At 70.7% G+C, this 22,739-nt stretch carries 19 protein-coding genes and 2 tRNA genes; 3 read left to right on the top strand and 18 right to left on the bottom strand.

Annotated features, from left to right (window positions below):
- The 5 genes from PV734_RS43190 to leuS all read right to left on the bottom strand — a co-directional run bounded on the left by PV734_RS43190 (nucleotide 1) and on the right by leuS (nucleotide 8,871).
- The gene (locus tag PV734_RS43190; protein ID WP_415924369.1) at nucleotides 1-2,700 is read right to left on the bottom strand and encodes a ComEC/Rec2 family competence protein; all 2,700 of its coding nucleotides are present in this window, start codon (nucleotides 2,698-2,700) and stop codon (nucleotides 1-3) included.
- Entirely contained in the window at nucleotides 2,697-3,950 is a 1,254-nt protein-coding gene (locus PV734_RS45985) for a helix-hairpin-helix domain-containing protein (protein WP_415924368.1), read from the bottom strand. Before PV734_RS45985 ends, PV734_RS43190 begins: the two co-directional genes overlap by 4 nt.
- A 140-nt stretch (nucleotides 3,951-4,090) precedes the next feature.
- On the bottom strand, nucleotides 4,091-4,936 hold the full coding sequence (locus tag PV734_RS43180) for a DegV family protein (protein ID WP_319093443.1): 846 nt from the start codon (nucleotides 4,934-4,936) through the stop codon (nucleotides 4,091-4,093).
- 81 nt (nucleotides 4,937-5,017) lie between these two features.
- Nucleotides 5,018-5,788 carry a hypothetical protein gene (locus tag PV734_RS43175; RefSeq protein ID WP_319294788.1) on the bottom strand — a complete coding sequence of 257 codons (771 nt, stop codon included), beginning with the start codon at nucleotides 5,786-5,788 and terminating at the stop codon, nucleotides 5,018-5,020.
- 203 nt (nucleotides 5,789-5,991) lie between these two features.
- Nucleotides 5,992-8,871 carry a leucine--tRNA ligase gene (leuS, locus tag PV734_RS43170; protein WP_319294787.1) on the bottom strand — a complete coding sequence of 960 codons (2,880 nt, stop codon included), beginning with the start codon at nucleotides 8,869-8,871 and terminating at the stop codon, nucleotides 5,992-5,994.
- Between the two features lie 479 nt (nucleotides 8,872-9,350).
- Between leuS and PV734_RS43165 the strand changes: the two genes are divergently transcribed.
- On the top strand, nucleotides 9,351-10,649 hold the full coding sequence (locus tag PV734_RS43165) for a ferric reductase-like transmembrane domain-containing protein (RefSeq protein ID WP_319093446.1): 1,299 nt from the start codon (nucleotides 9,351-9,353) through the stop codon (nucleotides 10,647-10,649).
- Nucleotides 10,646-12,265, top strand: coding sequence for an NADH-ubiquinone oxidoreductase-F iron-sulfur binding region domain-containing protein (locus PV734_RS43160; RefSeq protein WP_319093447.1), 1,620 nt, complete (start codon nucleotides 10,646-10,648; stop codon nucleotides 12,263-12,265). Before PV734_RS43165 ends, PV734_RS43160 begins: the two co-directional genes overlap by 4 nt.
- Before the next feature lie 143 nt (nucleotides 12,266-12,408).
- Here PV734_RS43160 and PV734_RS43155 read toward each other — a convergent pair.
- From PV734_RS43155 to PV734_RS43115, 9 genes are all read right to left on the bottom strand, one after another.
- Nucleotides 12,409-12,481: transfer RNA gene (locus PV734_RS43155), tRNA-Ala, on the bottom strand.
- 102 nt (nucleotides 12,482-12,583) lie between these two features.
- Nucleotides 12,584-12,817, bottom strand: coding sequence for a hypothetical protein (locus PV734_RS43150; protein WP_044472114.1), 234 nt, complete (start codon nucleotides 12,815-12,817; stop codon nucleotides 12,584-12,586).
- 433 nt (nucleotides 12,818-13,250) lie between these two features.
- Nucleotides 13,251-13,323 (bottom strand) — tRNA-Ala (locus PV734_RS43145).
- Between the two features lie 73 nt (nucleotides 13,324-13,396).
- Nucleotides 13,397-14,059 carry a histidine phosphatase family protein gene (locus PV734_RS43140; RefSeq protein WP_319093483.1) on the bottom strand — a complete coding sequence of 221 codons (663 nt, stop codon included), beginning with the start codon at nucleotides 14,057-14,059 and terminating at the stop codon, nucleotides 13,397-13,399.
- An 8-nt stretch (nucleotides 14,060-14,067) separates the two neighbouring features.
- Nucleotides 14,068-14,511 (bottom strand): ribosome silencing factor, encoded by a 444-nt coding sequence (gene rsfS / locus PV734_RS43135; RefSeq protein ID WP_006376171.1) that lies wholly within the window; start codon nucleotides 14,509-14,511, stop codon nucleotides 14,068-14,070.
- Between the two features lie 128 nt (nucleotides 14,512-14,639).
- Entirely contained in the window at nucleotides 14,640-16,385 is a 1,746-nt protein-coding gene (locus PV734_RS43130; RefSeq protein ID WP_319294786.1) for a LytR C-terminal domain-containing protein, read from the bottom strand.
- Nucleotides 16,386-16,401: 16 nt separating this feature from the next.
- Nucleotides 16,402-17,106, bottom strand: a complete 705-nt coding sequence (gene nadD, locus PV734_RS43125) for a nicotinate-nucleotide adenylyltransferase (protein WP_319093449.1) — start codon at nucleotides 17,104-17,106, stop codon at nucleotides 16,402-16,404.
- A gap of 66 nt (nucleotides 17,107-17,172) precedes the next feature.
- Nucleotides 17,173-17,337 (bottom strand): hypothetical protein, encoded by a 165-nt coding sequence (locus PV734_RS43120; protein WP_003990192.1) that lies wholly within the window; start codon nucleotides 17,335-17,337, stop codon nucleotides 17,173-17,175.
- Nucleotides 17,338-17,468: 131 nt separating this feature from the next.
- Entirely contained in the window at nucleotides 17,469-17,630 is a 162-nt protein-coding gene (locus tag PV734_RS43115) for a hypothetical protein (protein WP_006376179.1), read from the bottom strand.
- 101 nt (nucleotides 17,631-17,731) lie between these two features.
- Between PV734_RS43115 and PV734_RS43110 the strand changes: the two genes are divergently transcribed.
- On the top strand, nucleotides 17,732-18,817 hold the full coding sequence (locus tag PV734_RS43110) for a M48 family metallopeptidase (protein ID WP_319093450.1): 1,086 nt from the start codon (nucleotides 17,732-17,734) through the stop codon (nucleotides 18,815-18,817).
- A gap of 68 nt (nucleotides 18,818-18,885) precedes the next feature.
- Here the strand turns inward: PV734_RS43110 and PV734_RS43105 are convergent, their stop codons facing one another.
- From PV734_RS43105 to PV734_RS43090, 4 genes are all read right to left on the bottom strand, one after another.
- Entirely contained in the window at nucleotides 18,886-19,956 is a 1,071-nt protein-coding gene (locus tag PV734_RS43105; protein WP_319093451.1) for a hypothetical protein, read from the bottom strand.
- 100 nt (nucleotides 19,957-20,056) lie between these two features.
- A complete protein-coding gene (locus PV734_RS43100) occupies nucleotides 20,057-20,674 on the bottom strand; it encodes a hypothetical protein (RefSeq protein WP_319294785.1) in 618 nt (205 codons plus the stop codon).
- A 162-nt stretch (nucleotides 20,675-20,836) separates the two neighbouring features.
- Nucleotides 20,837-22,123 (bottom strand): glutamate-5-semialdehyde dehydrogenase, encoded by a 1,287-nt coding sequence (locus PV734_RS43095; protein ID WP_319294784.1) that lies wholly within the window; start codon nucleotides 22,121-22,123, stop codon nucleotides 20,837-20,839.
- 93 nt (nucleotides 22,124-22,216) lie between these two features.
- Complete coding sequence (locus PV734_RS43090; RefSeq protein WP_319098854.1) at nucleotides 22,217-22,681, bottom strand: hypothetical protein; 465 nt, start codon at nucleotides 22,679-22,681, stop codon at nucleotides 22,217-22,219.
- Nucleotides 22,682-22,739 lie beyond the last annotated feature (58 nt).

Below are 22,739 nucleotides of genomic sequence, written 5' to 3'. Positions count from 1 at the left end.
TCAGTTTCCCGCCACCCGCAGATCCCGGCCCGCCCCGACGACCGCCAGGGCCCCGTCCTCGTCCGTCCGCAGCACCACAGCACCCCCGTCCCTGAGCGCCGCCACCGTGCTGGGAGCCGGATGCCCGTACGTGTTGTCCGCGCCGCACGAGATGAGCGCCAGCCGCGGAGCAGCCGCCCGTATGAGGTCCGGGTCCTGGTAGGCCGACCCGTGATGGGCCACCTTGAGGACGTCCACGCCACGCACCTGAGCGGCGGCCGGTGAACTCAACAGCGCGCGCTGCGCCGGAGGTTCGAGGTCCCCGAGGAGCAGCAGGCGCAGCCCGGCCGACCGTACGAGCAGGGTGACACTGGCGTCGTTGGCGCCCTCCGGTTCAGGGGCCGGCGCCGGTCTCGGCCACAGCACCTCCCAGTCGAGGTCACCCGTCCGCCGCCGCTCACCGGCGACGGCACGCGTCACCGGGACGCCCCGGGCCGCCGCCTCTCTGAGCACGAACTCGGCCTGGTCCTCGGGCTCTTCGAACCCTGTCGTCTCGATCGCGCCCACCGAGCGCCCGCGCAGTACGCCGGGCAGCCCCGCGACATGGTCCGCGTGGAAGTGGGTGAGGATGACGAGGGGCACCTTGGTGATGCCGAGTTCGCGCAGACAGTGGTCGACCAGGGCTGGGTCGGGGCCGGCGTCCACGACCACACCGGTGCCCTCCCCCGCCGCGAGCACGGTCGCGTCGCCCTGTCCCACGTCGCACATGACGAACCGCCACCCCGGCGGCGGCCACCCCGTGATCACCCTGGTCAGCGGCGCCGGCCGGACCACGACCAGGAGCAACAGCACACCGCAGGCCGCGCACCACCAGGGATGCCTGAGCAGTCGCGCGCCGGCGAACACCACGAGCACCATGCACAGCCCCAGCAGCAGCGCGCCCGTCCAGCTCCCCGGCCAGTCCACTCCCCCGCCGGGCAGGGCCGCTCCCGTACGGGCGATGTCCACGATCCATCCCGCGGGCCAACTCGCGACCCAGGCCAGCATCCTGGCCACCGGCATCGCCACCTGCGCCGAGGCCAGTGCCGCGAACCCCAGCACGGTGGCCGGGGCAACGGCGAACTCCGCGAGCAGGTTGCACGGCACCGCCACCAGGCTCACCCTTGCCGACAGCACAGCCACGACCGGCGCGCACACGGCCTGTGCCGCACCGGCCGCGGCCAGCGCCTCCGCCAGCCGCGGCGGCACCCCACGCCTGCGCAACGCCGGGCTCCAGCGGGGCGCGAGGGTGAGGAGCGCGCCGGTGGCCAGGACGGAGAGCAGGAAGCCGTAACTCCGCGCCAGCCAGGGGTCGTACAGCACCAGGAGCAGAACCGCCGTCGCCAGCGCCGGGATCAGTGACCGGCGTCGCCCGGTCGCGAGGGCGAGCAGTGCGACAGATCCGCAGGCCGCGGCCCGCAGCACACTCGGGTCGGGTCGGCACACGACGACGAACCCCAGGGTGAGCGCGCCACCGACCAGTGCGGTCGTCCGGAGGGAGAGGCCCAGGCGCGGTGCGAGACCCCGCCGTTCGACCTGCTGGGCAAGGGCGGGCGGGCCGATGAGCAGGGCGAGCAGAATCGTGAAGTTCGCCCCGCTTACAGCCAAAAGATGAGTGAGGTCGGTCTCCTTGAACGCCTGGTCCAGCTCGGGTGTGACGCGGGAGGTGTCTCCGACCACCAGCCCGGGCAGCAGCGCCCGCGCGTCCCCCGGCAGGTCCTCGGTGGCGTCCCGCAGCCCCGCACGCAGCCGCCCCGCGAACCGCTGCGCCGCCGAGGGCTGCCCCACCACCTCCGGAGCGGCACTGTCCCGTACCCGCAGCACGGCCGCGACCCGGTCGCCGCCCGTCAACGCGGGCACGAGCCGCCCGGTCACCCGCAACCGTGTGGACGGCAACAGCCCGAGCCAGGGCGAACTCTCAGGCCCGTCCGCCGACATACCCGCGTCCACCGAATCCGCCGCGTTCGACGCCCGGTGGAACGGTCCGGTCTTCCTCGGCTTCACGCCCATGTCGACGGTCACCAGCACCGGCGTGCGCGTCGCCATCACACTCCCGTCCGCCTTCTCGACTCGCCGGACATCGGCCTCGATCAGTACGGCGGTCGGCAGGGCATGGGCGCCCTGGACACGGGGCCGGGTGAGTCGCGGATCCGAGGTGACCTCCAACTCGGCCGTCACCCGCGCATACCGCTGAGCCAATTCCGGCACCGGTCCCCGCCGCAGATCGGCCCCGTGCAATCCGGCGGAGACCGCGGCGGCGGCGACACAGAGCAGCACGGCGGCCACGGAAACCCGCGACCAGCTTCCCCGCCGGGACTGTCCGGCCGACGCGAGACCGGGCTCCCCGGAAGTTCGTCGGGCCAGCAGGAGCAGCCCCGCCACGCCCGCACACACGACCGCACCGCCGGTGGCCCAGCCGGGCGGGACGTCCAGCGCCAGTGCCGCCGTCGCCCAGGCCGCCAGTGCGGGCGGCACCAACCGCAAATCCGTCGGCCCTTCCTGCCGGGGATTGGCTGCCCCCAGGCGTTTTCCCGAGGCAGCGTGCACGGACCCGCGTGCGCGGGGCACTCGCTGAGCGGGGGCGACCTGGTCATCGTGTGTGCCGGGCTCCTCGTGCGCGGCCCCGGCCACCACACGACCGGGTGGCCCCTCGGGCTCCGAGGCGGGCGGTACCCGGTTCATGGCCGCACGAGATTTCGCAGGTCGGCGAAGCGCCGGTCACCGATGCCGTTCACCTCGCGCAGTTCGTCCACCGACCGGTATCCGCCGTGCTGGGTGCGGTAGTCGATGATGTGCTGGGCCAGCACAGGACCGACCCCCGGCAAGGTGTCGAGCTGATCCACCGTGGCCGTGTTCAACGGTACGGGCGCCATCGGTCCAGCCGCCGGACCGCCCATGGAGCCGCCCGTTCCCCCGCCACCCGAGCCGCCCGTACCGCTCAGGACGGCGCCCGGTGCGGGCACGGCCCCGCCGACCACCACCTGTTCGCCGTCCACCAGGAAGCGCGCGCGGTTGAGTCCGTCCGTCTTCGTACCTGGACGCACCCCACCTGCGGCTCGCAGGGCGTCGGTGACCCTGGACCCGGCCGGCAGACGATGCACTCCCGGTGCACGCACCTTGCCGCTGACGTCCACCACGATCTGGGCCCCGGCCGCTCCCGCGACACCCCGGGGGACGGCCGCACCATCCGCACGCGCCGCCCCCACCGGCGCCGCCGCCCGCACGACCTCCGGCGCCCGAACGGACTGGGCACGCCCCGTCCAGAAGTGCTGTGTGGCGAGCAACGCGGCAGCGACCAGCACCACCGTGAGCGCCAGCACGCTCCGCCGCTCCAGACCGCACCGCACCTGCAACCAGACAGGCATCCGCTCCCGCACCGCGAACCCGGCCCGCTCCTGCCAAGCTCCAGCAACCCGACCGCCCACAGCACGGGCACCGACACCGGCACCACTGCCCACCGCCACCGGAATTTCCACGGCTTCCACAGTCTCCGCGGACTCCACGGACTCCGGCACTTGCGCCACACGAGGCGCGTCTCTGCTGACGCCCGCCCATCCACGAAGAAGCGCGACCGGGACATCAACCGCCGAAACTGCGACCGGAACATCACCTGAGGCGTGAACCGGGGTATCGAGACGCACCGTCGGAGTGACGACCCGCGTCCCCTCCCCGCAGTCCCCCGTCTCCCCGTGGTCCCCCGCCTCCGCGTCCCGCTCACCACCCGGCGGCCCGTTCCCCGACTCCCTTCGTCGCAGCGCCTGTTCGCCGAAGAGCGTCTCCGCCCGGCGGCGGATCTCGTCGGCAGACGCCTGTCGCTGTCGGGCCCGGCCGTGCGGGCGTCGATGGCTGTGCCGGACGCGGCCGTCGGACATCGGGCCGCGGCCCGGGCCACTGGTCGGAGTGGTTGCGTGTGAACGTGATCGAAGTGCCATGCGCCGAGGATGGAGGAATCCTCCAGCTCGCGATGATCTTGCTCAATTCCGGTGGATTACCCGCCGGTTGTGGATAACTCCGTCACCCACACGAGTCACGCGCCCAGGCGAAACCCTGCCGTCAGAGCCTGCGGCACCCCTCACCGAGGCGAGACGACGACTCCCAGCAGCCCGGGCCCCGTGTGCGCCCCGATCACCGCCCCGACCTCGCTCACATGCAACTCGGCCAGCCCCGGCACCCGTAGCCGCAGTCGGTCCGCGAGGGCGGCTGCCCGGTCGGGGGCGGCCAGATGGTGAACGGCGATGTCGACCTGCGCGCCACCCGCCTGATCGGCGACGATCTCCTCCAGACGGGCGATCGCCTTGGACGCCGTCCGTACCTTCTCCCGCAGCTCGATCCGGCCCCCGTCCAGCTGCAGCAGCGGCTTCACGGCGAGGGCGGAGCCGAGGAGCGCCTGCGCGGCGCCTATCCGACCGCCGCGACGCAGATAGTCGAGCGTGTCGACGTAGAAGTACGCGGACGTGCCGGCGGCCCGCTTCTCCGCGGCGGTGACCGCCTCGTCCACCGTGCCGCCCGCTTCCGCCGCCTCGGCCGCCGAAAGGGCGCAGAACCCGAGGGCCATCGCGACCACGCCGGTGTCCACCACCCGCACGGGCACCGGCGCCTCACGGGCCGCCAGCACCGCGGCGTCGTACGTGCCCGAGAACTCGGCGGAGAGATGCAGCGAGACGATGCCGGTGGCGCCGGACTCGGCGAGCTTGCGATAGGTCTCCGCGAAGAGCTGGGGGCTCGGGCGGGAGGTGGTGACGGGCCGGCGCTTCTGGAGTGCCTGGGCCAGGGAACGGGCCGAGATCTCGGTGCCCTCTTCGAGTGCCTGGTCACCGAGGACCACGGTCAGCGGCACCGCGATGATGCCGTGGCGCTCCATCATCAGCGGCGGCAGGTAGGCCGTTGAATCGGTGACGATCGCGACATGGCGGGACATGATCTGGAGATTACCTGCCGTAGGTGGTGGGCGGCAGCCCGCCCCTTTCACCCGCGGCGGGGCCGGAGTCGTGCCGCGGGATCAAGTCGTGCTCTCGGGACGGGGTTTCTTCTGCCAGGGGTAGACGGGCTGCTGGACAGGCGGGGTGATCGCCGGCCGGGTCGGCTCGGCGGCCCGGCGCGCGTCGGGGTTGTCCGGCCAGGTCTGCTGCGCCGTCGCGCCGTCGGGGGCCGGGGCCTCGGGCCACGGCGCCGGAGCGGAGGCAGGGGTGGGGGTCTGCACAGGGGTCGCGGCAGGCGTGGGCTCCGCGGTCGTCCAGTGCCGCAGGGCGCCCGCCTCGACGTCTATCTGGGTCCTCAGGGCGTCCAGGTCGTCGTCCGCGAAACGCGTCGCCCGGTCCCGGGCCGCCCAGCGCAGCGAGTCGGCCGCGTGCGTGATCTGACCGGTGCGCTCGCGCAGGGCGGGCAGCCGCGCGACGAGCGTCGCCCGGTCGGGCTCGGACTCCAGCCTCTTGAGTTCCGCGTCCAGCTCGTGGCCGTGCGAGCTGAGCCGCTCGAAGAGGCCGAGCGACTCCTTGAGGGACTCGTCCTCGCCGACTCCGGCGTGCAGCGCGTCCTGCGTGGCCCGCATCGATGTGCGCAGCTTGAGCCTGAGCTGGGCCAGCTCGCCGGCCGGGCCGGGCTGGGCGTAGGTCTTGGCGCGCAGCGTGGTGTCCTCGACCGTGCGGCGAGCCTGCGAGATCGTCCGGTCCACGCCTCTCTTGGCCGCGCCGACCACCTTCACGGTCGCGTACACGCCCAGCACCACGAACAGCAGGAAGAGCAGGGCGACAACTGCGACAGCGGCTTCCACGACGCTCCTCCTCCTACCGGTCGCGGCCTTCGAGCCGCTCTTCAACGGTAAACGCAAAGAGCAGGCCCGGAGTTCCAAAAGAACCCCGAACCTGCCCGTAGGGGACTACCCGGAGCAGCCGGACGAGCCACCCACGCTCACGCCCGTGTCAGCGTCCGCATCCGCATCCGCGTCGATGCCCGCGCCGACACCCGCGCCTACGCCTACGCCGTGACGATGTTGACCAGCTTCGGCGCCCGCACGATCACCTTGCGGATCTCCGCTCCGGCCAGCGCCTCCACGACCTTGTCGTCGCTCAGCGCCACCTTCTCCAGCTCGTCGTCGGAGATCGACGGCGAGACCTCCAGGCGGGCCCTGACCTTGCCCTTGATCTGCACGACGCAGGTCACGCTCTCGTCCACGACGTACGCGGGGTCCGCGACCGGGAAGTCCTGGTGGACGACCGAGTCGTGGTGGCCCAGCCTGCGCCACAGTTCCTCGGCGATGTGCGGGGCCAGCGGCGCGACCAGCAGCACCAGGGCCTCGGCGACGGGGCGCGCGACCGGACCGCCCACCTTGGTCAGGTGGTTGTTCAGCTCGGTGACCTTGGCGATCGCGGTGTTGAACCGCAGGCCCTCCAGGTCCTGGCGGACGCCGTCGATCGCCTTGTGCAGGGCACGCAGGGTCGTCTCGTCGGCCTCGGTGTCGACGACGGTGACCTCGCCGCTCTCCTCGTCGACGACGTTGCGCCACAGCCGCTGCAGCAGCCGGTACTGGCCCACCACCGCGCGCGTGTCCCACGGCCGCGACACGTCCAGGGGACCCATCGCCATCTCGTACAGGCGCAGCGTGTCGGCCCCGTACTCGGCGCTGACCTCGTCCGGAGTGACGGCGTTCTTCAGGGACTTGCCCATCTTGCCCAGCAGCCGGGAGACCTTCTCGCCGTTGTGGAAGAAGGCGCCGTCGCGCTCCTCCACCTCGGCGGCCGGGACGGCGATGCCGCGGCTGTCGCGGTACACGAAGGCCTGGATCATGCCCTGGTTGAACAGCCGGTGGAACGGCTCGACCGAGGAGACGTGGCCCAGGTCGAACAGGACCTTGGACCAGAAGCGCGCGTACAGCAGATGCAGCACGGCGTGCTCGGCGCCGCCGACATACAGGTCGACGCCGCCGTGGGGCTGCCCTTCGCGGGGGCCCATCCAGTACTGCTCGATGGCCGGGTCGACCAGCTTCTCGCTGTTGTGCGGATCCAGGTAACGCAGCTCGTACCAGCAGGAACCGGCCCAGTTGGGCATGGTGTTGGTCTCGCGGCGGTACTTCTGCGGGCCGCGCCCGTCACCCAGGTCCAGGGTGACGTTGACCCAGTCCGCGTTGCGGGACAGCGGGGTCTCCGGGGAGGTGTTCGCGTCGTCCGCGTCGAAGGTGCGCGGCGAGTAGTCCTCGACCTCGGGCAGCTCCAGGGGCAGCATCGCCTCGGGCAGCGAGTGGGCGACGCCGTCCTCGTCGTAGACGATGGGGAAAGGCTCGCCCCAGTAGCGCTGGCGGCTGAACAGCCAGTCGCGCAGCCGGAAGTTGACGGTCCCGCGGCCGATGCCCTTGCCCTCCAGCCACTCGGTGATGCGCGCCTTGGCGTCGGCGACGGCCAGTCCGTCCAGCGAGATGTCGTCGTTGGCCGAGTTGATGATCTTCGCGTCGTACGCCCCGAAGGCGTTGTCCCACGTCGAGGTGTCGGTGCCGCGTCCGTCGGTCGGTTCGACGATGCAGGGGATGGGCAGCTCGAAGGCGCGTGCGAACTCGAAGTCGCGCTGGTCGCCCGCCGGGACGGCCATGATCGCGCCGGTGCCGTACCCCATCAGGACGTAGTCGGCGATGAAGACGGGGACCTTCTCGCCGTTGACCGGGTTGGTCGCGTACGAGCCGATGAAGACACCGGTCTTGTCCTTGGCCTCGGCCTGTCGCTCGACGTCCGACTTCGAGGCGGCCTGGGCGCGGTAGGCGGCGACGGCCTCGGCGGGCGTGGCGTGGCCGCCCGTCCAGACGTCGTGGGTGCCCTCCGGCCAGGCGGCCGGGGTCAGCTTCTCGACCAGCGGGTGCTCGGGCGCCAGGACCATGTAGCTGGCGCCGAACAGGGTGTCCGGGCGGGTGGTGAAGACCGTGATGGCCTCGCCGCCCGCGGGGAAGTCGACGCGGGCGCCCTCGGAGCGGCCGATCCAGTTGCGCTGCTGCAGCTTGATGGCCTCGGGCCAGTCCAGCGCGTCCAGGTCGTTCAGCAGCCGGTCGGCGTAGGCGGTGATGCGCATGTTCCACTGGCGCAGCTTGGCCTTGAAGACGGGGAAGTTGCCGCGCTCGGAACGGCCGTCGGCGGTGACCTCCTCGTTCGCCAGTACGGTGCCCAGTCCCGGACACCAGTTGACGGGGGCCTCCGAGGCGTACGCCAGGCGGTACTCGCTCAGGACGTCGGCGCGCTCGGCTGCGGTCAGGTCGTTCCACGCGCGCGCGTGGTCACCCGGTACGGCGCGCTCGCCGCTCTCGAACTGGGCGATCAGGGTGGCGATCGGGCGAGCCTTGTCCGCCTCCTCGTCATACCAGGAGTTGAAGATCTGCAGGAAGATCCACTGGGTCCACTTGTAGTAGTCCGGGTCGATCGTGGCGAAGGACCGGCGCTTGTCGTGGCCCAGACCCAGCCGGCGCAGCTGGACCTTCATGTTCTCGATGTTGGCCTCGGTGGACACCCGGGGGTGCGTGCCGGTCTGTACGGCGTACTGCTCGGCGGGCAGGCCGAAGGCGTCGAAGCCCAGGGTGTGCAGGACGTTGTGGCCGGTCATGCGCTGGAAGCGGGCGTACACGTCGGTCGCGATGTAGCCCAGCGGATGGCCGACGTGCAGACCCGCACCGGAGGGGTACGGGAACATGTCCATGATGAACTTCTTGGGCCTGGCGGCCAGCTCCGGGTCGTCCGCCAGATCGCCGCTCGGGTTCGGGGCGGAGTACGTACCCTCGGCGTCCCAGAAGTCCTGCCAGCGTGCCTCGATGTCGGCCGCCATGGCAGCCGTGTAGCGGTGCGGCGCTGCGACCTCGGCGGCAGCGGGGTTCGTCTCGCTCATGGTCCTCAAAGCTCCATCGATCGTCTCTGCCAGCGGCTGGAAATGAAAAATCCCCTCGCACAGGAGGGGACGCCGCGCCGATGCCGACCACGATTCCTCAGTGGTCGGGACTGATCAGCGCGGCTCACTAAGCAGAAGGCGTACGGCACGCATGGCGTCAGGGTACCGCAGCCGTCACGCGTGCCGCGACGGAGTTCACCGGGCGCGTGGCACCGGGTGCCATGCCCGGAACGAGTCCCGAAAGTCCCCACAGGACCCCCACACCTCACCCGCGCACCTCAGTGGGAAACGTGAATCGCCACACAGCAAAACCTGAACCAGGTTCAAAAATTACTTCGCGTAACAACCCCTATGGGACATCACAACGGCCTCGCAGCCCTTTGGTAACAGCGCAATAACTCAAACCTCGTACTCCTCGGTATGTCTCGACTTAGAGTTCGACGCGGGACCGCCTTCCCGAACCGCTCGGAGTTGCCCCCATGAACCCTCGTAGTAACAGTTCGCTTCCCGGTACCGGCCGTTCGGCCTCCGGGATGGCGACGGCTGCCATGCTGCTGCTCATACCGGTGATCGTGCTGGTCGGCGGTGACTCGGTCCAGGACTTCCTGAACTTCGGTGCCGGCGTCCTGTCACTGGTCGCCCTCTCCTGCTCGGTGATCTGGGGCCTGGTCGCGACCGACCGGGTCTTTTTGAACACCCGTCAGCGACTGATCGCACAGGCCGTGCACCGGACGACCGCCGTCTCCTCGGTCGCCTTCCTGCTGCTGCACGTCTCGGTCAAGCTGGCACTCGACCACGTCGACCTGATCGCCGCGCTGATCCCCTTCAGCCTCGGCGTGACCGGCACCTCGGGTCTCATCGGCATGGGCTCCATGGCCGGCCTGCTCATGATCTTCACGGCCGTCACCGGTGCCCTGCGCAGCCGGTTCGCCTCCCCGGCGCCGGTCGCGGCACGCTGGCGCGCGATGCACATGCTGGCCTACCCGGCCTGGTGCTTCGCGCTGGTCCACGGGCTGTACGCGGGACGCCAGGCGAAGCCGATCTTCACGATCCTCTACGGCCTGTGCCTGCTGGCGGTCATCGCGGCCCTGGGACTGCGCTCGGCACCCCGCCCGTTCAAGCGCAGGGTGGCCGCCCAGATCATGGCGGTCCTGGGTTCCCAGGAGCGACCGGGCCGCGAGGGCCTGGACGCGAGCCGGGCGCGCCTCGGGGAGTCCACCCTGCCGGGCTACGAGAGCCAGTCCGCGGGCAGGCCCGCGCGTGGGGACTCGGGGGTGCCCTCGCAGCGTGGCGGGCCCGCCCCGTCGCCGCTCTACGACGCTCCGGCCAGCCGAACCATGACCCCCGAACCGTCGAACGACGGCTTCGCGGCCGCCTACCGGGCCGTGACGCCCCCGGGCGCGCAGGCCCCGTACATGGACCAGACCGCGCGCATGGACATCCAGGCCACCGAGGCGATGCCGCGGATGGACGGCAGCACGTCGGGCAGTTGGCCGATCCCGTCCCCGCCGCCCGTCGGCGAGGCTCCCGTGTCGGCGTACGACCCCATGGCCGACACCGGATACAACATCCCGACCTATGGCAATCCGGGCACGGCCGCGTACGGCACGAGTGATATGTACAACACCGGTGAGTCGAATGCCGCCTATGGCACGTACAACGCGAACGACACGTACAACAGCGGTCCCGCCACTGATACAAACCCCGGTGCTCCGTACGACTTCGACGCACCGGGTTCGGGCGAACCTTGGAACGCGCCTTCCGGAGGCTTTAAGTGAACGAGGCTCTGCCCGACGTCCCCGAGGTCCGCGTAGTCGGGCTTCCCCAGCTCACGTCGGGTTTCGACCTTGTCGAACGACTGGATCTGCCCATGCACCTCAAGGTGCACGGGCCGCTCGAACCGATGGGCGGCGAGCAGCTCGCACAGCTCGCCGAACGTATCTCCCTGAAGGGCCGCGGCGGCGCGGGTTTCCCCTTCCACAAGAAGCTGCGGTCGGTCGCCGAGACGGCGATCCGCCGCGGTGTGCGGCCGGTCGTCGTCGTCAACGCGAGCGAGGACGAGCCCGCCTGCCGCAAGGACACGGTGCTGGTCAACCGTGCCCCGCACCTGATCCTGGACGGCGCCCTGCTGTGCGCGGAGGCCATGGGCGCCCGCACCCTCGTCATCGGGGTGACACGTGAATCCACCCAGCGTTCCATGGAGGCCGCGCTCGCCGAGCGCGGCCTCAACAACGGCCGCAGATCGGCCCTCCGCGCGCGCGTGCAGCGCAATCCGATCCGGATGGTCACCGGCGCCGCCGCCTCACTGATCCGTTCCATCGACGGCGGCCCGGCGATCCCGCCCGGCCGCAAGATCAGCGCCTCGCAGAGCGGCGTCGGCGGCGCACCCACCCTGCTGTCCAACGCCGAGACGTACGCCCAGCTGGCGATCGCCGCCCGCATCGGGGCCGAGCGCTACTGCAACACCGGCCTGTACGACGAGCCGGGCACGGTCATGCTCACGGTCTCCGGAGCGGTCGCCCGCCCCATGGTGATCGAGGTACCGACGGGCGTCCCGCTGCGCTACGTCCTCCAGCTCGCCGGCGCCCCGCCGGTCCCGCAGGGGGTGCTGACCGGCGGCTACCACGGCAAGTGGATCGACGCGGCGACGGTCAACGAGGCGATCGTCTCGCGCAACTCCCTGGACGCGGTGGGCGGCGCGCTCGGCGCCGGCGCGATCCTGCCGATCAGCCAGGACACCTGCCCGCTGGGCGAGTCGCTGCGCGTGGCCCAGTGGCTGGCCGAGGAGAGCGCCGGTCAGTGCGGCCCCTGCTACCTCGGTCTGCCCGCCGCGGCGCGCGGTATGGCGGACATCCTCAACGGCGGCGGGCCGGCCGCCCTGGAGGCCGTCAAGCAGGTCGCCAAGTCCGTGAAGCGGCGCGGCGCGTGCTCGCATCCGGACGGCTCGGCGATGTTCCTGGAATCGACCATCAAGGCGTTCACGGACGACCTCGCCGCCCATGTCCTCGGAAACGGCTGCGGAAGGCCCGTAGAAGGCGTTCTGCCGCTCTTCGAGGGCGGTCAGACACCCACGGGCATCCCGGGCGGCCAGGCGGAGGAGGAGAGCGGCCCCAGCCGTCAGAAGATCTACGTCGACTGGACCCTCTGCCGGGGCCACGGCCTGTGCGCCGACATCCTCCCGGAGGTCTTCGAACTGGGCGCCGACGGCTTCCCGACCGTCGCGCAGGCGAAGGTGCCCCGGTACGCGGAGGCGAAGGCGCTGCGCGCGGTGCGCCGCTGCCCGGCGCTGGCGCTGCGTCTCGAGGAGGACACCAGGGCCTCCGCCCCCGACCGTCTGCCGGTCCTGTCCCAGCGCGGCGGCCGAGGCCGCCGCGCCCTCGGCAGCGGTCGCTGAGACACCCGAAAGCAACCACGGCGGGCCACTCGGATCGGTCGAGTCGCCCGCCGTTCGCGTTCCTCCCGCACCCCCGTGCGCCCCGCGCACGCACAACGACGAAGGCGGGTCATCCTGTTCGGATGACCCGCCTTCAACTTCTGTGGAGCTAAGGAGAATTGAACTCCTGACCTCCTGCATGCCATGCAGGCGCTCTACCAACTGAGCTATAGCCCCTTGCGGCGTTCCAGCGGGTTTCCCCGGCTGCGACGCCAACATTACCGGTCCCCCGGTGCAGCACCAAATCGTTTCCACGGCCCCCGGCAGGGGTACCGGGGCTCAGGCCGTGACGAACGAGTAGAACCGTTTGAGGGTGCAGTGCTCCTCAAGGAGCCGCCCGTAGATCGGCTCGCCCTCCAGCTCACGGTAGGTCTCGATCGGGTCGCCTTTTATGATCAGCGCCCGCGCGCATTCCTCGCACCAGTACTGGTAGTCGTGGTTCACCGGCTCCATGTCACGGACGATGGGCGTACCACTGCCGCACCAGTCGCATTTCCTCCTGTGTGCACCCATCGATCAGCTCCAGCTGTGGCCGCAGGCCGTGCACACGTAGGAAACGCCACCGTTGTCACCGAGCACCTGGGCGACATGGCCGGAACCGCAGGAAGGACAGCTGAGACGGGTTCTTCTGCCTCGTATGACCGCCGCTTCAGGGAGGTGACCGACCTCCCTGAGGATGCTCGCAGGCATCGCAACTCCCTCCCGTCGGGCCGCGCCCCCTTCCGGCCGTTTGATTCTGCCACGGCCGGGCCAATACGGTCAGCGACGCCTTCGTACCAGTCCGGACACGGCACCCACCGAGGCCGTCGGAGCCGGCGCGAACGCGCGCTCAAGCAGAGCTTCCGGAGAGGTATACGCCTCCGGGCCCCCAAGTGACTCAAGCAGGGCGAACGAAAAATCCCGCCCCCCGGAGGGGGCGGGACCTTGATCAACCGAACATCTACTGTGGAGCTAAGGAGAATTGAACTCCTGACCTCCTGCATGCCATGCAGGCGCTCTACCAACTGAGCTATAGCCCCGTCTGTTCTTCCCGCCCGGCGGGGCGAACAAGAAGAACTTTAGCCTGCGGCCTGCCGGAAAGTGAAATCCGGGTCAGTCGTCGTCGCCGAGCACCGGCTCGGGCAGTGTGCCGGCGTTGTGCTCGAGCAGGCGCCAGCCTCGGGCGCCCTCGCCGAGGACGGACCAGCAGCAGTTGGAGAGACCGCCGAGGCTCTCCCAATGGCGGGATTCCAGGCCGAGCAGGCGCCCAATGGTGGTCCGGATGGTGCCACCGTGACTGACGACCACAAGGGTGCCGTTTTCGGGGAGCTTCTCGGCGTGCCTCAGCACCACGGGGGCGGCACGGTCGGCGACCTCGGTCTCCAGTTCACCGCCGCCTCGGCGGATGGGCTCACCGCGCTTCCAGGCGGCGTACTCGTCGCCGTGGCGGCCGATGATCTCCTCGTGCGTCAGCCCCTGCCAGACGCCCGCGTACGTCTCCCGCAGGCCCTCGTCGTGCGTCACCGTGAGGTCGGTGAGCTCGGCGAGTTCGCGCGCCGTGTGCGCCGCGCGCCGGAGGTCCGAGGCGACGATCGCGTCGGGCTTCAGGGACGCGAGCAACCGGGCGGCGCGACGGGCCTGACCGATGCCGGTCTCGGTGAGCTCGACGTCGGTGGTGCCCTGGAAACGCCGCTCCAGGTTCCACGACGTCTGGCCGTGGCGCCACAGGATGAGGCGGCGGCCCTGGCCCGGCTCGCGGCCGGTTTCGGCGGACAAGGGTGCGGTCACCGCAGGCCTCCGAAGTCGGCGGGGTCCTCCTCGGCCTGGAGCTTGGCGTGCTCGGCGGCCTTGCCGCGGGTGGCCTTGGCGTCGGCGGGCAGTTCCAGCTCGGGGCAGTCCTTCCAGAGCCGCTCCAGGGCGTAGAAGACGCGCTCCTCGCTGTGCTGGACGTGGACGACGATGTCGACGTAGTCCAGGAGCACCCAGCGGGCCTCACGGTCACCCTCGCGGCGGACCGGCTTGATGCCGAGTTCCTTGCCGAGCCGCTCCTCGATCTCGTCGACGATCGACTTGACCTGGCGGTCGTTGGGTGCGGAGGCCAGCAGGAAAGCGTCCGTGATCGACAGCACGTCGCTGACGTCGTAGGCGATGATGTCGTGCGCGAGCTTGTCGGCAGCCGCCTGCGCGGCGGCGGAGATGAGCTCGATGGAACGGTCAGTGGCGGTCACTACAAGGCTTTCGGTCGGCGGTCGGGAACCCGTACGGGTTACCCAAGGGTCTCACGGACCGCCGACACCACCCCACGCCATTACGGGATCACACCCCGGGCGCCCACTGGGGCCCGGGGTGTGCGCGGTCACGAGGCCGGCTTGTAGTCCTGGCCGAGGATCACGGAGACGTCCGCGTTCGAGAAGACGGTCCCCTTCTTCACGGCGCTCGTGGGCAGCCCCAGCGTCTTGGCGGTCTCGACGGCGTTCTCCTTGTCGGCCGCGTCGCCGTAGGTGACCAGGGAGGTGGCGCGCGCGGTGTCGGCCGTGCCGGCCTCCAGGAAGGTGAAGCCGCCGTTCAGGAGGACGACGCGGGCCTTCTCGGTGTCGCCCTTGTCGCCGGTGGCGTTCTGGACGGAGACCCGGACCGCGGCGTCCTTGTCGGGGCTCTTGGCGGTGCCACCGAGCACGGTCTTGACCACCGTCGAGCCGGCCTGGGCGCTCAGGGTGCCGTCGCCCTGGACCGGCAGCAGCGCTGTCCTGTAGTCGCCGCCCTTGGCGAGGTCTGCGAGCCTGGCGAGGAAGCTGCCGAGGTCCTTGTCGGTCAGCGAGGGGTCGAGGATCTGCGCCAGTGTCTGCACGGTGACCGTCGCCGCCTGGGGGTCGGACGACAGTTTGCGCAGCACTCCCTGCATGACCTGCCCGAACCGCTCCAGTTGGGCGTCCTGGGTCTCGCCGGAGGCGAGGTAGGTGGCGTAGGCGACGGCCATCTTGCCGCTGAGGGTCTGGTCCTCGCCCTTCTTCACCAGGGGCGCCGTGCCCTTCTTGGCGGCCGGGTCGGGTACGTCGGCGTTGGTGTCGATGTCGATGTTGCCGACCAGCTCGACGAGGTTCTGCAGATAGGGGGTGTCGAGCCGCCAGGTGCCCTCGATGTCGGTGCCGAGGACGGTGTCGAGCGCGTCGCGTGTCCCGGAGGAGCCGTCGTCGTCGACGGACTTGGCGAGCGTGGTCGTGGAACCGTCGTCGTCGGTCAGGGCGAGGGAGTTGGGCAGCAGGACCGTGGTGCCCTGCTTGCTGGTGGCGTTGTCGACGAGCAGCACCGTGGAGGTGCCGCCCTTCTTGGTGTTGTGCAGGTGGACGACGACGACGTCCCGTTTCTGGGCCCCCGCGGTGGTGGCCCCGCCGGTCCCGCTGTCCGCGGACGATGCCCCCGGCAGCTTCCCCGCGTACCAGAGATAGCCGACCCCGCCCACCGCCACCAGGGCGAGGACGACGATCAGGGCGATGGCTCGCCCGCGGGCGCGGCGCTTGGCCTCCTCGCGGCGCTCGCTGCGGTTCTCGGTGAAGTCCAGCCAGTCGATGACGTCCTCGGAGTCACCGGTGGGCTCCTCGACGAAGGCGAACTGCTGGGTGCTGTAGGCGCGTTCACCCCGGTCCTGCGCGGCGTCCTGGGCCCCCTGGACCCGCGGAAGGTCGCCCTCGGCCGGACCGCCCTGCTGCGGCACGTAGGCGGCCGGTGCCGCCTGCGCGGTCCGGGCCGTCGGCACCGACGGCGGTGCCTGCTCGGCGACCCGGGGCTGCTGGCCGCTGTTCGCCGGCTGCCCGTAGGGGTCGTACCCGGTGGCCGGGTTCCCGGCACCGTACGGGTCGTAGGAGGGGGTGGGCTGCTGCTGCCCGGTCGCGTACGGGTCGTAGCCGTACCCCTCGTAGCCCTGCTGCTGCGGGGTCTGCGCGTACGGGTCGTACTGCTGCGGGTTCGGCTGTGCCTGCTGCTGTTGCTGGTACTGCTGCTGGGGTGGCGGCACCTGCTGGTACACAGGCCGGCCGTAGTCGTCGTAGCCGGCGAGCTCGTACTGCTGGTCGCCGTCGTACCCCGAGTCGTGTCGGTCGTTCACCGGTGCCCCTCTCGGCTCACTCGCCGCGGTACAGCTCGCGCTTGTCGATGTAGCGCACCACACCGTCCGGAACCAGATACCAGACCGGGTCGCCCTTGGCGACCCTCGCACGGCAGTCTGTGGACGAGATGGCCAGGGCGGGAACCTCGACGAGCGAGACACCGCCCTCCGGGAGTCCCGGGTCGGTCAGGGTGTGGCCGGGCCGGGTGACTCCGATGAAGTGCGCGAGGGAGAACAGTTCGTCGGCGTCGCGCCAGGTGAGGATCTGGCCGAGCGCGTCGGCGCCCGTGATGAAGAACAGGTCCGTCTCGGGGTTGAGCGCGCGCAGGTCGCGCAGGGTGTCCGTGGTGTACGTCGGCCCACCGCGGTCGAGGTCGATGCGGCTGACCGAGAACTGCGGGTTCTCGACGGTCGCGACGACCGTCATCAGATAGCGGTCCTCGGCCGGCGACACACTGCGGTCGGTCTTCTGCCACGGCTGTCCGGTCGGTACGAACACCACCTCGTCGAGGTGGAACTGCGCGGCGACCTCGCTGGCCGCCACGAGGTGCCCGTGGTGGATCGGGTCGAATGTCCCGCCCATGACACCGAGGCGGCGCTTGCCGGGGTTCGACGGACCGTTGCCGAGCACGCGCCGGAGCCCCTGACGGCTCTTCGCGTCGCGTGCCGGGCGGTCGCCGGCGTTGTCCGCCGGACCGGTAGGCATGTCCTGCTCTCCCATGCGGCAGACCCTACCGGCCCGGCCCGAGGGCACCGGCCGCGGTGTCCGAAGCCTCCCGGATCCGACTCAGCGGTCGCGGTTGAAGCGGGTGGTGATCCACAGCAGGAGCAGCAGGATGAAGAGGGCGCCGCCACCGGTGAGGTAGGGGCTGAGACTCTCGTGGTTGCCGCCGTGCTCCTCGCCCTCGGCTGCGAGGGTGACCAACTGGGCTGCGGTGCTGTGGAAGCTCATCTTCGGCAGGACCTATCCGGTGAGGGCGGGATAAAGACGTCGGCCCATCGTAAGCGTGCCCTGCGACGAGGATCACGCCGACTCCGCCGACAGACCCGGGAAGGGGGCGGCGGGGGAACTTCCGGCCCGTCTCAGTCGTCCTTCTGCCTGTACCCCCGCAGCAGGAACCACGCGGTCAGGATGCAGCCGAAGAACATCACGATCAGCACGACCCGAAGCAGATCGCCGGATCCCTGCTTCTCGGCGGCGCTCGCGGCCTCGGTGATCCAGTCGGTTACGGGGGTGTGGTCCATCGGATCGCTCCTTAGGGTGTGCTGCCCCGCCACGGTATCTCCGCCTAGGCTGGGCTCCGCTTCGGGGGGCACATAGGGCAATCAGACGCATGGGGGAACACATGTCCGACGACAGCCGTGACAGCAACGGGCAGGGACCCGAGGGCCACGAGAACGTGCCCGACAGACAGCGCACCCGCTTCCCTGGAATCTCCTCGCGGGCGTACGAGCACCCGGCCGACCGCTCCGCCCTGGTCGCCCTGCGCAAGCTCAGCGGGTTCGACACCGTCTTCAAGGCGCTCAGCGGACTGCTTCCCGAGCGCAGTCTGCGGCTGCTGTTCCTGTCCGACTCCGTGCGCGTCTCGGACCAGCAGTTCGCCCACCTCCACGCCATGCTGCGCGACGCCTGTCACATCCTGGACCTGGAGAAGGTCCCGCCGATGTACGTCAACCAGGACCCGCAGCCCAACGCGATGTGCATCGGCCTGGACGAGCCGATCATCGTCGTCACCACGGGCCTCGTCGAACTGCTCGACGAGGAGGAGATGCGGGCCGTCGTCGGGCACGAGGTCGGACACGCCCTGTCCGGGCACTCCGTCTACCGGACGATCCTGCTGTTCCTGACCAATCTGGCCCTCCGCGTCGCCTGGATCCCGCTCGGCAACATCGCGATCATGGCGATCGTCACCGCCCTGCGCGAGTGGTTCCGCAAGTCGGAGCTGTCCGCCGACCGCGCGGGACTGCTCGTCGGCCAGGACCTCAGGGCATCCATGCGCGGCCTGATGAAGATCGCCGGCGGCAACCACCTGCACGAGATGAACGTGGACGCGTTCCTCGCCCAGGCGGAGGAGTACGAGGCGGGGGGCGACCTGCGCGACTCCGTGCTGAAGATCCTGAACGTGCTGCCCCGCACCCACCCCTTCACCACCGTGCGCGCCGCCGAGCTGAAGAAGTGGGCCGAGTCCCGGGACTACCAGCGGGTCATGGACGGCCACTACCCGCGCCGCACGGAGGACAAGGACACCTCGGTGTCCGGCTCCTTCCGTGAGTCGGCGGCTAGCTACGCGAGCAACGTCAAGAACTCGAAGGACCCGCTGATGAAGCTGGTCTCCGACATCGCCGGCGGGGCGGGCGACCTCGGCGGGCGGGTGCGGCGCGGCTTCGGCGGTTCGACACCACCGCAGGACAACACATCTCCGGACGCCTGACCCCACCTAGGGGCGCGAGGAACTGCGCGACAAGCCTCATCGGACCCGCACCCGCCCACGCCCGTCCCTCACACCTTCGGCTGCGCCCCCGGCGCCAGCGACCCGCACAACGCGGTAGCACTGCCCGTCGCAAAGGGATCCGTCCCGGCGGGGCCACCCGCCTTCGCGGTCTGGCCGGCCAGCAGCGGCCTCAGGTAGCCGACGGAGTCCTCCGCACAGGACAGCGGTCCGGCCTGGACGTAGGAGACGACCAGCCGGACCTGGTGCATGCGCAGGTCGTCGCGGTCGAAGCTGAAGTGCAGCTCGCGCCGGACGGTGAACAGGGACGCCTTCGCCCGCTCGCCGGCGCCGGTCGGCCGCAGCGCGTACACGAAGGTGTGGTCCGCCACGACCTCCAGGGTCGCCGAGTCGGTCTCGGTGGCCCGCAGGGTGCCCCGTACGCGGATCCGGTCGTCGGCCAGCTGGGCGCGGGAGGGGTCGAAGCGGACCAGCCATCCGGTGGGCGCGTGCCTGCCGTCGGCGGTCGGTTGTTCGAAGCTCTGGTCGAACTGGTCGAGTTGGTCGGGATCGAGCATCACCCGCACGGCTCGGACCTCGCCGCCGGTGAGCACCTCCGGATAGAGCGAGGACTCGACCAGGTAGTCCTTGGCGGCGGTCAGGGCGGTGACGACCTGGCTGTCCGAGAAGTGCTCGGTGCGTCGCGTGGCGGGCAGTGCGATGCCCTCGGCGCCTATGCCGAACTGGGCTGCCGGACTGTGCGCGAACAGTTGTTCGGGGTCGGTGGCGCCGGGCACGGCACCCTGGGGCGCGAGAGGGATGACGGTCATCCGCAGCGGCTCCGGGGCCGGCTCGGCGACCGGGCTCTGGTAGGGATTCCGTACGCCCATGTAGATCGCGGTGCCGAAGGCGACGGCGATCAGCAGCACAAGGATCAGCGCCTGCCGGGACAGCCCCCGGTGCCGGGGCTGGCGACGGCGTACGGCCGGCGCATGGTCGTCCAGGCGCTCCTGCGCGGAGAACTCCTGGAGCCGGGCAGCGCGGACGAACGACTCGTCGAAGACGACGGATCGGTACTCGTCCTCGCCGCCACCAGGGGCAGCCTCGGGTGTCCCCTCAGGTGGGTCTCCTGGTCCGCCCATACCTTCAGAGTAGGTCTCCGGAAGCCTCGGTAAACGCGCCGCCGCCTGACAGTTCTGACAGGTTCTCACCAGGAAGGGACAGGGCGCGGGCGCGTTCGGGTCAGGGAGTGCGGGGGAACGCGGAGACGGCCGGCCGGGAGTAGTCGGCCGAAGCCGAAGGGGTCGTCTTTCCCCCCTGCTCGACATTGGTCGAGGCGGGCGGCGGCACCTGCTCCTCACGACTGGAGGACGCCCCCCGGTAGACCGCCGTGAAGGCCAGCGCGACCATGCCGATCCCCATCACGAGGGCGAGCATCCAGGCGACGGGGCGGTGCCAGCGGGAGACCTGCTTGCCGTGCGTGCCCGGAGCGCCGTAGCGGCCCTCCAGGATGCCGGCGTCGTCCAGGCCGTCGAGATGCCGGCCGTGGCCGTAGTAGGCGGGGTCGTCGGGCCCGAAGGCGTCGTCGCGGCGCTCGTCTCTGAGGCCTCTGGCGTGCGCCCGGCGCGCCTCGGCCTCGGAGGCCTCCGCTCTCGCCTGCGCCGCGGCAAGGAGGCGTTCGACAGCGGTCGGCTCGTGCACCACGGCCGCCAGTACAAAGGCCTCGTCGAAGACCACGGAGGCGAACTCTTCGTCCGACACCCCGCGGTCGTGGTCGTCTTCGGGTTCCCAGCCGTCAGGGAAGAACGGCGTGCCCCCCACGTCCTCCGGCACGGATCCAGAGTAGACCGGGGGTGTCAATTTGGGCAGACGGTAAGGAAATTCAGCTACTGGATGAGACGCGTTTCATGCGTCGCCACCCGCCGTCGCCCGCGCCGTCCCGCCGGGGGTACAGCGCCCGGCGTACGCCCGCCGTCCGCCGTCCGCCGGGCGCCCCGGCGGACGGACCCGCGATCACGCCCCTCAGCGGCGGATGTGCCCGTCGCCGGTGACGATGTACTTCGTGCTGGTCAGCTCCGGCAGCCCCATCGGCCCGCGCGCGTGCAGCTTCTGCGTCGAGATGCCGATCTCGGCGCCGAAACCGAACTGACCGCCGTCGGTGAAGCGCGTCGAGGCGTTGACGGCGACCGTCGTCGAGTCGACGAGCTGGGTGAAGCGGCGGGCGGCCTGCTGCGAGGTCGTCACGATCGCCTCCGTGTGCCCTGAGGTCCACAGCCGGATGTGGTCGACGGCCCGCTCCAGCGAGTCGACGACGGCGGCGGCGATGTCGTACGACAGGTACTCGGTCTCCCAGTCCTCCAGGGTCGCCTCGACCACCGTGGCCTTCGAGTCCTTCGCGTACGCCAGCACCCGCTCGTCGGCGTGCACGGTGACCCCGGCCTCCGCCAGCGCGTCCAGGGCACGCGGCAGGAACTCGGGGGCGATGTCCTGGTGGACGAGGAGGGTCTCGGCGGAGTTGCAGACGCTCGGGCGCTGGGCCTTGGAGTTGATCAGGATCTCGATCGCCATGTCGATGTCGGCCTGCGCGTCCACGTACACATGGCAGTTGCCCGTGCCGGTCTCGATGACGGGAACCGTCGACTCCTGGACGACGGTCCGGATGAGCGAGGCGCCGCCACGCGGGATCAGTACGTCGACCAGGCCGCGGGCGCGCATCAGTTCCCGTACGGAATCGCGGCTCTCGCCCGGTACGAGCTGCACGGCGTCGGCGGGCAGGCCGGCTCCGCCGACGGCGTCGCGCAGCACCCGGACCAGGGCGGTGTTCGACTCGTGCGCCGAGGACGAGCCGCGCAGCAGCACCGCGTTGCCGGACTTGAGGCAGAGGGCGGCGGCGTCGACCGTCACGTTCGGGCGGGCCTCGTAGATGATGCCGACGACACCCAGCGGGACGCGGACCTGGCGCAGGTCGATGCCGTTGGGGAGCGTGGACCCGCGGACGACCTCGCCGACCGGGTCGGGCAGCGCCACCACGTCCCGGACGTCGGAGGCGATCGCGCGCACCCGCTCCGGGGTGAGCGTCAGCCGGTCGATGACCGTCTCGCTGGTGCCGGCCTCCCGCGCGCGGGCGATGTCCTTGGCGTTGGCCTCGACGATTTCGCTCGTACGGACCTCCAACGCGTCCGCGACGGCGAGGAGCGCGTCGTCCTTCTCGACCCGCGGAAGGGGGGCGAGGTCGGCGGCGGCGGCCTTGGCGCGGTAGGCGGCCTGTGTGACCGGGGACATCGAGTCGTACGGCGAAAGCGTGGGCATGAGGAAAGCGTAGTGCGCCGGGCGGAACCGTCCACCGGCTATCCCAAACCCCGAGACAGGCCCCCGAGACCCCGCAAATCCGCCGGAGAGACCCTAGAAGGGGTGGACGCCCACGGGGGTCGCCGGCAGCGGACCGAAGCCCTCGGCGATGCGGTAGTGGTAGGTCTCACGGTCGATGACCTCCAGGCCGACGATCTCCCAGGGCGGCAGCTTCGCGGTCTGGCGGTGCTCGCCCCACAGACGCAGGGCGACGGCCGCGGCGTCGTGCAGATCGCGGGCCTCCTCCCAGTAGCGGATCTCCGCGTGGTCGTTGGCGTATCTGCTGGTCAGCAGGAAGGGGTGGTCGTGGGCGAGCTGTTCCAGACCGCGCCGGACCTCCTTCAGCGGAGCCTCGGCGCCGGAGACGCTGAGCGTCACATGCCACAGGCGCGGCATGTCCTTCGGCTCCTCGAACGCCTCCTCGAAGTGGACGCCCGCGGCGACGCTGGTCAGGGCACGCTCCTCGCCCACCTTGCGGGAGGCGCTTCCACCGCGGGACGTCGCCGCCCCAGGGCGCACTCGTCTCACGGCGGCCTCCTTTACCCGATGGTCGTGCGGAATCTCCCTGAAACAGAGA

This window comes from Streptomyces sp. AK08-02 (assembly GCF_033795085.1).
Classification (GTDB): domain Bacteria; phylum Actinomycetota; class Actinomycetes; order Streptomycetales; family Streptomycetaceae; genus Streptomyces; species Streptomyces echiniscabiei.
Note: the sequence above shows the minus strand (reverse complement) of the source record. Positions and strands in the feature narration are given on the sequence as shown.